Here is a 14,531-nt window from a genome sequence, read left to right as displayed (position 1 = left end):
TCGTAAGCGTGTTCCCGCCGCGGCTCCCGACCGCGTCCGCATTCAGAGCGCCTACCTCCACACCCACGAACGGGCCCTGCTCACCCGGGACGCCGAGCCCGTCACCGTCGACGGCGACGAGGTCCACGGGATCACGCCCGAGAACAGCACGGCCCAGGCCATGCTCAGGATGATCACCGCCGGAAAGAAGACGCCGAACGCGCAGCCCTGCGGGGTGGGTGGGCCGCGTCCGCGCCTGGTCGCCTTGTTACCGAATGCGGACAGACCGGAGTGAACGACGCTCACCCCGGTGTCATCTCATGGGGTGTAGCGACAACAGCCGATGCGGCCAGTCGCCCTGCGGAGCAGGGAGGCGCCGCGTCTCACAGACCATGGGGGAACGTCATCATGACCACGCACCGTGCGCAGCGTACCGCCCGTTCCGTGACGCTGACCGCCGTCACCGCCGCGCTGGCCCTGGGCCTGACCGCCTGCGGCGGCACCGACGGCGGCTCGAAGGCGGCGGGCGCAGACCAGACCGTCGGCAATGCCCAGAGCCGGGCCGCGTCCGACGGGAACGGCAAGGGCAGCCCGCAGCGGTCCGACAGCGCCGGCGCCCCCCAGCGGGGGGTGCGCCCGGCGACCGCCTTGGGCGGGACGAAGAGCGTCGGGAGCGGGAACACGACCGCCGGCGCCCAGCAGTGCCGTGGCGACGAACTGCTGGTCACCGCGGTGCACCGGTTCGCCGGTCAGCAGGGCGACCACCTGCTGATCACGGCGGTGAACGAGGGCGCCAAGCCCTGCTGGGTCACCTCGTACCCGGCCGTGGTACTCGACTCGAACGTCGACGACGCCGCACTGCCGCACTCGAAGAAGGACAACCCGGGCGGCGGCAAGCAGATCACCCTCCGGCCCGGAGCCAAGGTCTACAGCGCGGTGAACCTCTTCGACTACGGCTCGAACCACCGTACGGCGCGGTCGCTCGCCCTCGCGCTGCGCGCCGCGGACGGTCGTCACGGCCCCTTCTACTCCGTCGTCATGAAGGGCCAGAAGCAGCAGTTCAGCTGGAACGAGGCCGACGTGCTGAACTGGAACACCACGAAGCCCTATGACTTCTGACGACACGTGCCACCGCATTCCGGCGCGTCCACGTTCTAGCGGCTCCCGTCAACTGGGCGTGCGGGGCAGCTCGCAGACCACCGAGACGACTTCGTCCACCTCGGGCGGTGGCTGGACGTAGCGAACCCTGTGCCCCACCGAGCCGTCCCGCGGTCGCGAACAGTGTCCTCTCCCGACGGCCTGACCGTGCGCCGCCATACGGGCCTCCTGCGGGCCGTGAGGCGGCGCGGGTCCGCCGCAGCCGGGCAGCGCGGGGGCGAGCCCCACGGGGAAGCGGCTCATGGCGTGCCGCGCGTGCCGCGCGTGTACGAGCACGGCGAAATGTGTGCGCGCCGACGCTCCTCCAGCCGGAACCCGTGAGCCCTGATGGGTGCCGGCACAGCGCCGGCCGCTGCCTTGTCCGACGACCGCTGTTCGCCAGGACGGGCGGAGCATGCCGCTCAATCGCCTGCCAGACCTCCGCGAACGCCGCGGCGTACTCGCCGCGTGCAACGGGTACCCGTCGATCCGGATCCGCTCCCTGAGTTCTTGCAGGTGCGGGCTCGGCATGCCGCCCACCAGTCCCCGCTCAGGACGGCCAGCACCTCCAGCAGCCTCGAGACGTCGGCCTGCCGCACCTCCCCGCTTTGTCGGTGGACAGGTGCGTTTCCAGGAGAGTTCATGAGGCACTGGGGGTTCTGGCCAGGGTTCGCATGCTCATGAGCGGCGGGCGGAGTCCGTTCCGCTCGGGGTGGAGACCGTGCCTGTTCGGCAGCGAGGGCATCGGCCTCGGGGTTGAAGTTGCCGTTGCGGCAGCTTCTACCGTCCTGGACAGGGCCGGAGTAACCGGCCCGGCGACACATGTGCGAGGGAGACGGTGATGGACTGGCCGATTGCGGAGGTCGCACGGATGTCCGGCGTGACTGCCCGGACCCTGCGCCACTACGACGAGATCGGCCTGCTCCCGCCGGCCCGAGTCGGCACCAACGGCCACCGCTACTACGAGGAGCTCCAGCTGCTGCGGCTGCAGCAGATCCTCGTCCTTCGGGCCCTGGGCCTGGGGCTGCCCGAGATCGGCCGGGTCCTGGCCGAGCAGGTCGACGAGGTGGAAGCGCTGCGCGGCCACCACCGGCGGCTGCTCGCCGAACGCGACCGCCTCGACGCCCTGGCCGGCACCGTCTCGCGCACGATCGCCGAACTGGAACAGTCCAGGAAGGACGGCAGACCCATGACCATCAACCGACCGGAGAACCTGTTCGAGGGAGTGACGCCCGCCCAGTACCAGGAGACCCTGCGCGACTTCCCCGAGCACGCCCAAGCGGTAGCCCGCCGGGTCGCCCGGATGAGCCCGCAGGACGTCGAGGCCGGGCAGCGCGAGCGCACGGCACAGATGGTCCGGCTGGCCGAACTCATGGCCGCCGAACACCCTGTCGACGCCGAGCCGGTGCAGTCCGAGATCGACGCCCAGTACCAGACCCTGACCGCGCTGCGCGCCGTGACCGTCGACGAGTACCGGGCCATGGGCCGCTCCTGCGTGGACAACGACGCCTGGCGCGCCGCGTACGAAGCGATCGCCCCGGGTCTGGCCGCATACCAGCGCGACGCCATCGAGGTCTACGCCACCACCCGGCTGAACTGAACACCGGCGCGACCGCCATCTCGGGACAGGCCCGCGATGGCGGTTGCCCTGTGGCACGGTGGCCGGCCATGTTCGAACCCGAGGGCCGACCACGGTCACCTGGTCCATCACTGCTGGAGCTGGCACAGACGGCCCGGGCAGCGGGCGAGACGGTCACCACACGACCGGGCCGCCCTGGCCGGCGTATCAGCCGTCAGCGTATGCCGAGCGCAGTCCACGCCGCGCGCTGCTCGTTGCTCGGGGCGGCCGAGCGACGGCGGGTGTCGTCGAGCGCAGTGCCCGGCTTCACCTCGGTGCCGTCGGGCAGCATCTCCACCACCTTCCCGGGCATCCGCAGGGGGTCGTCGCGCTCGTGTCAGCGCCATCTGCGCAGTACCTGCTGCGGAAGGCGCCTGGCCAGCCAGGCGCTGACTAGGCCGATGGCGGCACCGGCGGCGACGTCGCTGGGGTAGTGGGCGCCGGACTGTACCCGCTCCACGGACACCAGGGCGGCCGGCACCGCGCAGACCGCCCCGGCCAGGGGCCACGACGGGGCGACCGCTGCGGCGAAGGCCACCGCCGCCGCGGTGTGCCCGGACGGGAACGACGAGGAATCGGGCCGGTCCTCGACCTCGTCGTGAGGGATCCATTCCTTGGGCGGCCGCGGACGGTCACTCACCTGCTTGCACACGCCGTTGGACACCAGCTGCGCCAAGGTGAGAGCCGTCAGGCCGGCCACCGCCGCCTTACGGCCCTTCCAACCGCCGGCCCAGACCATCACCGCGGCGGCACCCCACCACAACTTGGTGCCTTCGGCCATTTCCTCCACCGCCGACAGCGTGTGGTGAAGCCCGGGCTCCCGCCGGGAGGCCATCCGCTTGGTCAGACGGCAGTCCATCTCGCGCACAGTGGTCGGCAACCTCATGACCTGCTGGTATCCCGCGCTCACCAGATCACGCGCGTGCGGGCCCAGGTCCTGCGAGGAGGCTCCCGCAGTGGATCATCACACAGAACCACTTCGAGGAGGCTCCTACTCAGCCTGAGGCATCGGACGTCTCCGGCCGCGCACGAACGCCTGCAACAGGCCATCGCGCAATGCTGCCAGGCACCCCCGTCACACACAGGCGACGAGGCCGTGGGTGCTGCGCCGGTCCAGGTGGCGTCGCGCTGGTCGACCGCTGAGGTGTCGTCATCGGCTGGTCCGGCGCTCGCACAGGATCGCGTCGGATCTTTCGTCCTGCGAGACACCGATCTCGCTGTCGTGCGGACCAGCCTGACGCGTGGCGCGTTCGTCGGGCCGCCGCTTCCCGTGGGCAGCCGGCTCTCCGACCTGAGGCACGCTGCCGATGCCGCCGGCGCGGAAGCGGGATCGCGGGCCGCTGCCGCGCGGGCATCCTCTGTGCCTCACAGGGCAGTCCACCATGTCCTTGTGGCCGGTGACAGCATGTCAACGGCCCGTTAGCGTCAGACTGTGAGCCGATACATCCCGCCTGCATCACGATTCGCTGTGGCATCCTCATGGAAACGGCCCAGCAGGTGACCAAGGACTGGGAGCACACGACTTACCCCGCCGCGACGGAGCCGGCCGCCGCTGAGGCCGCGCCTCCACCGGTGAAGGACTCGGCGCCTGCTGGGGAACGCGGTGTTCGCGAACCCGCGCGCCGTCGGCGGGGCCCAGGTCCCTTCGCCCTCATCGTGCTGCCCGGACTGGTGACGTTCACCGGGGTCGTCGCTTTCCTCACCCTGACCGGCGGCCTCGGCACGGAGTCGACACCGGACCCGAAGCCGGGCCAGTCGGACGTCAGCAACGTGGACGCCTCCTACGTGCCCTGGCTGCGCAGGGCGACCGCCCACTGCGCCGGCGTCACGCCCGCACTCCTCGCCGCGCACATCGATCAGCTCTCCGAGTGGCAGGACGACAGCGCGAGCCTCTCCGAGCGGGGCATCGCCCGTTTCACGGAGGCCGACTGGAGAATCTGGGGCAGGGACGACGACGGCAACGGCAGCTCCTCGCCGCATGACACGGTGGACGCGATCATGGCGCTGGGGCGGCGGGACTGCTCCTTGGCGCAGAAGGTGACCGCACTGCGGACGAAGGGCGTCGTCAACGGCGACGTCGCCGACCTCACGCTCGCCGCGTACACGGCCGGGGTGGACGAGGTGAGCAAGGCCGGCAAGGTCCCCGTCCCGGCCCGCGCCTTCGTCTCGGAGGTCAAGAAGCGGCTGCCGCGTTACGACGCCTTGGTCCGGCAGAATCCCGATCAGGACAGCGGCCGGATCTCCGGCGCGCTGTTGAGGCCGCCCGTCACCACGCTCACGGTCACCTCGCCGTTCGGTTCACGCACACACCCGCTGACCAAGGTCACCAAGCTCCATACAGGCGTCGACTTCGGTGCGCCGCGAGGGGCCCAGGTGTCCGCGGCGCGGGAGGGACGGGTGGAGTTCTCCGGCATGACCTCGGCCTACGGTTACCGGGTGGTGATCGACCACGGCACGATCGGCGGGAAGCGGCTGCAGACCACCTACAGCCATCTGTCCGTCCTCCAGGTGAGCGCCGGCCAGAACGTGAGCACCGGTGACCCCGTCGGACTCGTCGGATCGACGGGTCTGTCCACCGGCCCGCATCTCCACTTCGAGGTTCTTCTCGACGGCCAGTACACGGACCCGGTGCCCTGGCTCACCGACGGCGGCTGAGCGGGGTCCGGCGGCAGCCGCAGCGCGAGGGCACACCCCTGGACCGCCGCACGGTCGCGCGCCGATGTGTGACCAACCGGCCGCGGGCGACGCTGATCGACCGGCGTCCGTGTCTGCCCAGCTCCTGGACCGACGACCGGGAAAGGCGCCGCCGGGCCGGCGCCGACGACGAGGTCGTTCCCGTGACCGAGGTGGCCATGACCGGGCGATGGTCCGCCCGGAGAAAGCCCTGGCGGTCGCCGAGTCCGCCAGGGGCACGGGTGGGGTGTACGTCAGCCGTCGGACTCCGCCGAGGGGATGAACGCGCCGGGCACGTCGTTCGGGGCGTAGATCTTCTTCTCGCCGGGGTACGGACGGGCCCAGTTGTGCGTCTGGTACCAGGTGAGGTGGTTCATCTGGGCCGGGTTGGCGTAGTCGGGGACGGCGTGCGGGCCGGTCAGGCGCTGCTCGGTCTTCCAGGCGTCCCACGCGGCGGCGAGGGACTTCTTGTCCGCCGGCACCTTCGTGGGCGGAACGACCGCCGCCTTCGGGTCCTGCGCGGCGGGGACGTCCACACCGCAGGACGGCGGGGTCTTCAAACCGTCGGTCAGCGAGGTGCGGTTGGGCAGGGCGGTGAACGGCGCGTAGTCGGGCCGGCGGGTGAACGCGCCCCGCATGGGGGTGGCCGCGCTGTCCTTCTGGTTCATCGGGTGGATCCCGAGGATCTGCTCGATGGTGCGGATCATCGTGATCTGCGAGTAGTAGTGGCTGTCGACGGTGCCGTGCTGCGCCCAGGGGCTGATGATCTGGACCGGGGCGCGGTGGCCGTCGACGTGGTCGAGACCGGCCTGGGAGTCGTCCTCGACGACGAAGATCGCCGAGTCCTTCCAGTACCTGCTGTGCGAGATCTCGTCGATGATCCTGCCGGTGGCGAGGTCGTTGTCGGCGACCTGGGCGGCCGGGCCGGCCGGGCCGCCGGTGTGGTCGCTGGAGAGCCAGAACATGTTCAGGTTCGCCGGACCGTTCTTCTCGAAGTCCTGCTTCCAGATCTCGTACCGATACAGGTCCGGGACACTGGTGTCGAACTTCGGGAAGCCGGGCACCGAGACGTCGTTGAGCGACGGGATCGGCGACGAGGAGTTCAGCGGGTACGCGGTGGCCTGGCCGGTCGCGTCCATGTTCTTGGCGTCGCAGTACAGGTTCTGCCAGCTCGCGCCGGACGGCTTGGTCAGGAACTGCTGGAACTCGCCGAAGTCCCGCACGCTCTTGCCGGCCGCCTGCGCGCCCGTCCACAGGAAGCCGGTCTTCTGGTGGCCGAGGGCGTCGTCCTCGGTGTCGTAGCTGCGCTTGTACTCGCCGGCCGAGGACTCGGTGTACTCGGGGTTGTCGGCCTGCATGAGCCAGTTGTGGCCCTCGGCGGAGTTGGTGCCGATGTCGTAGGTGTTGTCGTAGAGCCCGAACTGCTTCGCCAGCGCGTGCTGGTTCGGCGTCACGTTCTCGCCGAACTGCGTCAGCGACGGGTCGCCGTTGCCCTCGGGGACGTCGCCGAGGATCTGGTCGTAGGTGCGGTTCTCCTTGACGATCAGGAAGACGTGCTTGATCGTCGACGGGTCGCCGATGCGCGTCGGGACCGGCTGCGGCTTGGCCTTGCCGTGTCCCTCGGCCGACCGGACCGCGTGGGCGCTCCAGCCGTTCTGCTGGAACACCTTGGCGGTCTGGGAGCGGATGGCACGGTCGCCGGGCAGGGTGAACTGCGTCAGGCTGGAGGTCGTGTCGTGGGTGCCGTGGCCGGTGGCGGCGGGGCGGCGCGCGTCGATGCCGCGGGTGTTGGAGACGACGACCTTCCTGCCCACGGTGGCGATCTCGGCGGGGAAGTAGTCCGTCGGGAGGAGGCCGACGTAACCGACCGGCTCCTGCGGGGAGGTGTAGCGGTAGACGGCGACGGCGTTGGCGCGGCCGAGCGTCACCAGCAGGCGGCCGTCGTCGGTGAGGGTCACCGCGTCGGGCTCGTAGCCGACGGAAGCCTCCGGCCACGGCTGGGTGGAGATGGTCTGGACGACCTTGTCCTTGGCGGTGTCGATGACCGACACGTCGTTGTCGGCGGTGTTGGTGACGAACACCGCGCCCCGCCGGGCGTACACGGCGGTCGGGTGCAGGCCGACGTCGATGGTCCGAACGGCTGCGGAGGGGGAGGCCAGGTCGATGACGCTGACCGTGCCGGTGGTGGCGGCGCCGGTCTTCGGGTCGGCCGGCACCTGGGTGCCGTAGGAGTTGAGCGTGGAGTCGCCCGCCTTCGCGGGCCGGCCGCCCTCGTTGCTGACGTAGAGCTTGTCGCCGACGCGGGCCATGCCGCGCGGGGCGTTGCCCACCGCCCAGTTCTGCTTGACGGCGCCGGTCGCCGCGTCGATCGCGACCACCCGGTTCTGACCGTTGACCGCGGCGTACACGGTGGAGCCGTCGGCGGAGAACACGGCCGCGGCGGCCAGGGCCTGCTTGCTGCCGTCGGCGGGGATCTTGACGGTCACCGGGTCGGCGAGGGTTCCGTCCGCGTTCACGGTGAACTTGGTGTAGCCGTCGAGCTGGCCCAGCCAGAGCTGCTTGCCGTCGGGCGAGTAGGCGGGCCCCTCCTGGCCGACGGCGTTGCTGCCGATGCGCAGGTCGTCGGCGGCGTTGGTGCCGACGCGCTGCTTGATCCGGCCGGTCGTGAGGTCCACGACGACCAGCGAGGCGTCGCCGTCGGCGACCGAGGCGGCGAGGTGACCGCCGTCGGGGCTGACCGTCGACGACATGATCTTGCCGTCGTCGATGACGAGGCGGTCGCCGTACGGGGCGATGTACTGGTCGGCGGAGACGACCTGGCCCCGGTCGGTGACCTCGCCGACCTGGTCGGTGCCGAACTGGCGGGTCTCGGCGACGGCGGTGCCGGTGGCCAGGGCGGCCGTGGTGATGCAGGCCGTGACCAGCGTGGCCCGGCGGCTGACTCGTCTGCCCAGCAGGTCGTAGTGCTTCTTCTCGGCCTGCCGGCGGCGGCGTGCTGTCTGCATGTCATTCCTTAGGGAATCCGGAGAGCTGAGGGGGGTGGCCGGAGAGGAGATTCAGGGGGTCGGGGAGTTCGGGGAAGCGGAGAGCAGGTCGACGTCGCCGTCGAACTGCCACAGCGGGTTCGGTGCGTCTCCCGCCGAAGTACGCACCAGGAAGTAGCCGTTGACCTCCTTCGGTCCGTCGCCGTCCGCGACGAACCGTCCGTCCGCCGTGATGTCGAGCTGATAGACGGCCGACCCGGTGGCCGTGACGCCCGGCAGGTGCCAGGAGACGACGCACCGCCAGTCGTTGCCCGGGCCCCGGGCGTCGTCCTGGACGCCCCCCTTGGCACACGCCGCCGAGGTCCTCAACTGCACCTCGGTGACGGCGGGCCGGCGGAGCTGTCCGGTCTGCAAGCGGTACAGGTGCGCGAACTCGGTGGCGAGCGCGCCTTCCACCTTCGCCTGCTCGATCCCGGAGCCCGCGGCCGTGGTCGTCCCCGCCACGACCGCGACCGTCACGCCGAGCAGCGCGGCGAGCGGCAGTGCGGCCGTGGTGACCGCACGGCGCGCCGAGACGTCGTCGGCGGGGTTGGTGAAGTCGCGCCGCAGGAAGAGGACGTACGCCAGCGCCGTCGCGGTCACGGCCCACAGGAGACTGACAACGATGCCGATGAGGAGCGGGGTGAGCTGCGCCGGGGCGGTGAACAGGCCGTTCCAGGTGAGGAACGCGTCGCCGGGCAGGGCCAGGCGCACAGCGACCGGCAACGGCAGCATCTGGGCGAGTTGCATCGCCAGCGCGACGAGTGCGGGCAGCAGCAGCCCCATCGGGGAGCGCCCGAGGACAACCGACCCGAGGAACCCGATTCCGGCGAGGGCCAAAGTGGGGGCGAGTACGCAGATCCACGCGAGCAGGACCGTGCGGGCGGCGTTCCCCGGCGCGAGCAGGTGCCCGTCGAGGCCGACCAGCGGCTGGTCACCGATGGCCAGCAGGCCGCCGGCCGTGCTGGAGGCGGCCAGCCCGGCCACGAGCAGGAGGACGACGGTGAGGCCGGCCGAGGCCTTCGCCGCGAAGATCCGCCGGGGCGAGCGCACGGCGACGAGCAGGTGGCGCCAGGTGCCGAGCCGGTCCTCCGAGGCGAACACGTCCCCGGCGACGACGGAGGTGAGCAGCGGCAGCGCCCAGGTGCCGGCGAAACCGAGCGTCACCAGCGGCCCGGCCCACCCGGTGGCGTGCATCCAGCGCCCGAACAGGGTGTCCGTGGGCAGCGTGCTCTGCGCGCTCACCCCGGCCACGAAGAGCGCGGGCGCGACCCAGCAGGCGAGGAGCAGCAGGCGGACACGCCACTGGGAGAGGAGCTTGACGACTTCGAAGCGGTAGCTCCGGGCAACCGTCACACGGCCTGACGCGGGGCTGTGCGCAGGAGGTACGGCGGTGAGGGCGCGGCCCGCGGCCGGGTGCTCGGTCGGGCTCGCGGTAGCGGTCATCGACCGGCCTCCTGCCGCTGGACGTCGGTCTTCCGGGATGCGACTGCCTCACGCTGCGGCGCGGAGCCGGTCCTCTGTGGGGCGACCGCGTCGCACGGTGGCGCGGAGCCGGTCCTCTGCGGGACCTCCGCCTCACTCTGCCGCCCAGCGTCCGTCTCGCCGGGGTGCCGGGCGCCGATCGACTGCCGGGCGTCGGCGTCGGCGTCGGCGTCGTGGCGAGGTGTCTCGGCGTCATGGCCCCGCCGGGCGTCCGCGTCGTCCCGCTGCTGCGGCTCGGTGGGCCGTTGTCGGGTGAGGGTCAGGAACGCCGCCTCCAACGGGGAGACCACGGGGGCCAGTCCGCGCAGGGCGATGCCCTCGTGGACGAGCCGTACCACCAGGTCGTCGAGGGCGGCCTCCTGCGCACGCAGCACCAGAGCCTCCCCGTTCCCGTGGCCCCCGGTGTCGTCGGCCAGTCGGATCCCCGGCGCGCCGGCGGCCAGTGCGCGGGCGCGCTCCGGGTCGGACGTGAGGAGCCGGTAGTCGAGTTCGCGGTTCTCGCAGGCCAGGTCGCCCAGCGGTCCGCAGAAGACGGTCTGTCCGGTCGCGAGGATGGTGACCTCGGAGCACAGGGCCTCCAGGTCGTCCATGCGGTGGCTGGAGAGCACCACGCCCGTCCCCTCCCGCGCGAGCCGGGTGAGGACGCCGTGGACGTGCTTCTTCCCGGCCGGGTCGAGCCCGTTGGCGGGTTCGTCCAGGACGAGCAGCCGCGGCCTCGCGAGCAGCGCGGCGGCGAGGCCGAGCCGTTGGCGCATGCCCAGGGAGAAGCCACGGGTGCGGTCGTCGGCGACGTCCGTGAGCCCGACCTGTTCGAGCGCGTCGTCGATCCCCGCCGAGGCCGTGTCGTCGCCCCGCAGAGCGGCGAGCGCGGCCAGGTTCTGCCGGGCGGTCAGCGAGGGGTACAGCCCGGGCCCGTCCACGAACCCGGCGACGCCGCCCGGGGCCTCGAACGCCCGGCCCACCGGCGCGCCGAGGATCTCCAGGCTTCCGCTGTCGGCCACGGCCAGGCCGAGGAGGAGGCCGAGCAGCGTCGTCTTGCCGGCGCCGTTCGGACCGACCAGGCCGTGGATGCGGCCCTGAGCCACGTCCAGGTCGACGCCGTCGAGCGCGACGACGTCGCCGAAGCACTTCGTGATGCCGCGCGCCCGGACGGCGAGCTGTGAGTCCATGAGCCCCTTCTTTCGGAGAGCCTCATGGACCCTAGGGAGCACACACGACCCTGACAGGGAGCACCGGTTGAACGCTCAGGGAACGGAATCCCAAAGGGGAGTGCGCTCGGCGGCGCCGGTGATGGTCTCGCCGTCGCGTTTCCGGGAGTGAAGAGTGAGATCCTGGAGATCACCTACCGGCCCTTCGTCGCATCCGAAGTCGACGCGCTGGTGCGCTTCCTGGCGCGGACACCCGGCCGTCCCACGCCTTACGCACCGTCAGCACGGACAAGGTGAACGAGTGGGCTGCGGAGGGTGTGTCCGACGGCGAGGGGACTCGCACCTTCCGGATCCTTGTGGACGGCGATATCGCCGGCCTGACAGGCTCATGGACCTGGCTGACGACACTCCCTTGCCCGACGTCAGGTCCCCTCGCGTCACCGAGGCACGGGTGTGGGCTCTCACGCTCGCGCCTGGCTCACGCGGTACCTGTTCACCGAGTCCCCTGGGGCGCGACGGATCGAGGGGACGACTCGCCAGGACAACGGGGCCGTGCGGCGGACGTTCCGAGGATGCGGCTGGAACCGTCGTCCTCACCGGGAGAAGACATGTCCGACAGATGCCGGGCATGAGGGCGGTCTGCACCATGCTCCCCGGTGACCCGCGGGGCACGCGCCCCTCACCTCTCCTCGTCCCACCGAGTCGGAGGTGGTTCCTGCAAGCGCCTTGCCCCATCATCGGGAAGCAGCTTCCTGACAGGAAGAGAGCACTTCGCGGGGGCCGAGGAGGCCCACCAGAGTGAGGAGCGACAGATGGTGACGATGACGGCGGCGCAGCAGAGAGCGCGGGCCAAGCTGGACTACGACGCCTTCGTGGCGGCCTGCCCGAGCCGCAAACTGCTCGACCGGATCTCCAACAAGTGGGTGACGCTGATCCTGGCCGCACTCGGAAGCGGCGGCCCGCACGAGCCGGGCGCCGACTGTTCCGGCGAGCCCCGGTCGATGCGCTACTCGGAGCTGGCGCGCCTGCTGGCGGGCGTCAGCCAGAAGATGCTCACACAGACGCTGCGCTCACTGGAGCGCGACGGGCTGGTGACCCGCACCGTGGTGCCGACCGTGCCCGTCACCGTGTCCTACGAGCTGACCGGTCTCGGCCTGTCGCTGTACGAGATGATGGGTGGCCTCAAGGCCTGGGCCGAGGTGCACATGGACGAAGTGCTCTCCAACCGGGAGACCTACGACACCCGCGCCGTCTGAGGAACCATCGTGCCGCGTGGTGCCCTCCTGTGTTCCTGGCGGGGTTGTTGACGACGCGGCAGCCGGCCCCGGTACTCGGTCTTCCGGCCCTCGCAGTGGCCGGGTTCCTGGTGCTCATGGCGGCGTGGGTGCTGTTCGGCGACGGCTGACGGTCCTTTCCCACCGCCAGGTCAAGGCCCGTGCGGGGCTGGAGCGCGGACGATCGAGTGACCGCCCCCGCCGTGCCGTTGCGCTTCCCCTGGGACTCGCCCGCCCCACCACTTCCCGGACGTTCGACGGTGTGTCCTCGGGGCCGCGCACAGGGGGCGGCGAGCCCCGGCGGCCTGTGGCGGCCGGCCCGGGCGGGCCGCTGCCGGGCAGGCCCGTGCGGGGCAGGCCCGTGCGGGGCGGCGCGGCAGGGGTCGGGCTGCCGGGGCGGGGCTGCCGAGCACTGTCGCCGGTGGCCCGGTGCTGCACTGCCGGGAGGTTCCCGGGGGGCGTCCGGTGTGGTGGCGGGCGAGTCCTCGGGCGCCGTGTCAGCGGCCGATCTTGTCGAGTTCCGCGAGATCGTCGTCGGTGAGGGGGAGATCCGCGCCGCTGACGTTCTCGCGCAGGTGGGCGACGGAGGAGGTGCCGGGGATGAGCAGGATGTTGGGGGAACGCCGCAGGAGCCAGGTCAGGGCGACGGACATCGGTGTCGCGTTCAGTCGGCCGGCGACGGCGCTGAGTGCTGAGGACTGCAGCGGGGTGAATCCGCCGAGCGGGAAGAAGGGCACGTAGGCGATGTTCTGCTCGGCCAGCTCGTCGATCAGGTCGTCGTCCTGGCGGTGGGCGAGGTTGTACAGGTTCTGCACGCACACGATCGGCGCGATCGAGCGTGCCTGGGCGACCTGTTCCGCGGTCGCGTTGCTCACGCCGAGGTGCCGGATCAGGCCCTCCTGCTGGAGTTCGACGAGGGTTTCGAACGCCTCGGCGATGGATCCGGGCCGGGGGCCCTGGGCGTCGCCGAGGCGGAGGTTGACGACGTCCAGTGTCTCGAGGCCGAGCCCGCCCAGGTTGTGGTGGACGGCCCGGCGCAGGTCGTCGGGCGTGCGGGCGGGGGGCCAGCCTCCCTTCTCGTCCCGGTGGGCGCCGACCTTGGTCACGATGTGCAGCGAGTCGGGGTAGGGGTGCAGGGCTTCGCGGATCAGCTGGTTGGTGATGTGCGGGCCGTAGGCGTCGGCGGTGTCGATGTGGGTGATACCGAGGCTGACGGTCTCGCGCAGGACGGCGAGGGCGCCGTCGCGGTCGGCGGGCGGGCCCATGACGTAGGGGCCAGTCAGCTGCATGGCGCCGTAGCCGACCCGGGTGACGGTCAAGTCACCCAGGGTCCAGGTGCCGCCGGGAAGCGATGCGGGGGACGTGCTCATGGCGTGATGCCCTTTCCTGCCGGGTCGAGAGGTGGTGGCGCCCGGGAGCGCCTCGCACCATGATCGAGACCCGGCCTCCCGCCAGGAAGAAGCCACTCAGGAGTGGGTAAGGCACTCCGGGGTGCGTGAGGCATGTGATGCGAACGCAGATGGCGAACTTCGTCACCGGATGTCTGGCCTCAGGAGCACGTCAGGTAGCCGGCCGGAGGGCGTCCTCAACGCCGCCGACCGACCGACGCGCACGCCCGCTCCGTTGACCGCCTCGCACCCGTATGCGCGTCGTCCCTCGGAAGCTTCGGCCGGGCAGGCCGCTACGAAGGCGCCGTAGCCCATCTGGCCCTGTGACCGAGTGCGTCGCGGCGCGGAACGAGAGCGCCGGGGCGAACTTCTGCCGTACCGGCGGCGTTGACGTCGCCGGTTCCCTCTCCCGGGGCCGGCTTCCCGAAGGACACACGTGTTCCTGACGGCGGCCACCGCACAGCGGCCTCATCCTGGCGGCCTTCGGCCGAATTGCTCGCTCCGGGCCGGCGCGGAGCGAACGTGGACCCGCTCTCCCCCGGCGCCCCTTCGGCGTGACGCATCACGGCGACCTTCGCCGGTCGACGACCGTGCCCGGTGGACTCGGCAGCGGACCGTCGCGCGCAAGCGCGCCGGCTCCCAGGAAACCGTCGCAGGTCATGTGCCGTTCGAGGTCGGCGGCGGCCCGCAGTGACCCGCGGCCGGTCCCGGCCGCGGGTCACTGCGGGCCGGGCGCCGGAGGGCCGGCCCTCGGGACGCGCCCGCGCCCGCCGGCGGGTCAGCGCCTCCGGCGCCGCCTTCGACGC

Annotated in this window: 9 protein-coding genes and 1 pseudogene; 4 read left to right on the top strand and 6 right to left on the bottom strand. The window is 71.5% G+C overall.

Annotation, left to right across the window (positions count from 1 at the left end; all coding sequences use genetic code 11):
* The first annotated feature begins 387 nt into the window (after nucleotides 1–387).
* Both ACH5A8_RS25635 and ACH5A8_RS25630 read left to right on the top strand, forming a co-directional pair.
* Nucleotides 388–1,098, top strand: a complete 711-nt coding sequence (locus ACH5A8_RS25635) for a DUF4232 domain-containing protein (RefSeq protein ID WP_399005654.1) — start codon at nucleotides 388–390, stop codon at nucleotides 1,096–1,098.
* An 859-nt stretch (nucleotides 1,099–1,957) separates the two neighbouring features.
* Nucleotides 1,958–2,716: a MerR family transcriptional regulator gene (locus ACH5A8_RS25630; protein WP_399005652.1), complete on the top strand. Its 759-nt coding sequence runs from the start codon at nucleotides 1,958–1,960 to the stop codon at nucleotides 2,714–2,716.
* Nucleotides 2,717–2,909: 193 nt separating this feature from the next.
* On the opposite strand, the gene ACH5A8_RS25625 is transcribed toward ACH5A8_RS25630, so the two are convergent.
* The gene (locus ACH5A8_RS25625; protein WP_399005650.1) at nucleotides 2,910–3,047 is read right to left on the bottom strand and encodes a hypothetical protein; all 138 of its coding nucleotides are present in this window, start codon (nucleotides 3,045–3,047) and stop codon (nucleotides 2,910–2,912) included.
* A 24-nt stretch (nucleotides 3,048–3,071) separates the two neighbouring features.
* Nucleotides 3,072–3,620: a phosphatase PAP2 family protein gene (locus ACH5A8_RS25620; protein WP_399005648.1), complete on the bottom strand. Its 549-nt coding sequence runs from the start codon at nucleotides 3,618–3,620 to the stop codon at nucleotides 3,072–3,074.
* 611 nt (nucleotides 3,621–4,231) lie between these two features.
* Between ACH5A8_RS25620 and ACH5A8_RS25615 the strand changes: the two genes are divergently transcribed.
* Nucleotides 4,232–5,389 (top strand): M23 family metallopeptidase, encoded by a 1,158-nt coding sequence (locus tag ACH5A8_RS25615; protein ID WP_399005934.1) that lies wholly within the window; start codon nucleotides 4,232–4,234, stop codon nucleotides 5,387–5,389.
* 272 nt (nucleotides 5,390–5,661) lie between these two features.
* Here ACH5A8_RS25615 and ACH5A8_RS25610 read toward each other — a convergent pair whose 3' ends face one another.
* The 3 genes and pseudogenes from ACH5A8_RS25610 to ACH5A8_RS25600 form a co-directional block, all read right to left on the bottom strand.
* Complete coding sequence (locus ACH5A8_RS25610) at nucleotides 5,662–8,412, bottom strand: alkaline phosphatase family protein (RefSeq protein ID WP_399005646.1); 2,751 nt, start codon at nucleotides 8,410–8,412, stop codon at nucleotides 5,662–5,664.
* A gap of 51 nt (nucleotides 8,413–8,463) precedes the next feature.
* A complete protein-coding gene (locus tag ACH5A8_RS25605) occupies nucleotides 8,464–9,876 on the bottom strand; it encodes an ABC transporter permease (RefSeq protein WP_399005644.1) in 1,413 nt (470 codons plus the stop codon).
* A 281-nt stretch (nucleotides 9,877–10,157) separates the two neighbouring features.
* Nucleotides 10,158–11,084: pseudogene (locus ACH5A8_RS25600) on the bottom strand (ABC transporter ATP-binding protein); the annotation flags it as partial.
* A gap of 791 nt (nucleotides 11,085–11,875) precedes the next feature.
* Here ACH5A8_RS25600 and ACH5A8_RS25595 point away from each other — a divergent pair.
* A complete protein-coding gene (locus tag ACH5A8_RS25595; protein WP_399005643.1) occupies nucleotides 11,876–12,319 on the top strand; it encodes a winged helix-turn-helix transcriptional regulator in 444 nt (147 codons plus the stop codon).
* A gap of 515 nt (nucleotides 12,320–12,834) precedes the next feature.
* Here ACH5A8_RS25595 and ACH5A8_RS25590 read toward each other — a convergent pair.
* Nucleotides 12,835–13,707, bottom strand: coding sequence for an aldo/keto reductase family oxidoreductase (locus tag ACH5A8_RS25590; protein ID WP_399005641.1), 873 nt, complete (start codon nucleotides 13,705–13,707; stop codon nucleotides 12,835–12,837).
* Between the last annotated feature and the right edge of the window lie 824 nt (nucleotides 13,708–14,531).

Origin of the sequence: Streptomyces sp. NPDC018610 (assembly GCF_044391765.1) — a bacterium.
Classification (GTDB): domain Bacteria; phylum Actinomycetota; class Actinomycetes; order Streptomycetales; family Streptomycetaceae; genus Streptomyces.
This window is presented reverse-complemented; position numbering and strand designations above follow the sequence as displayed.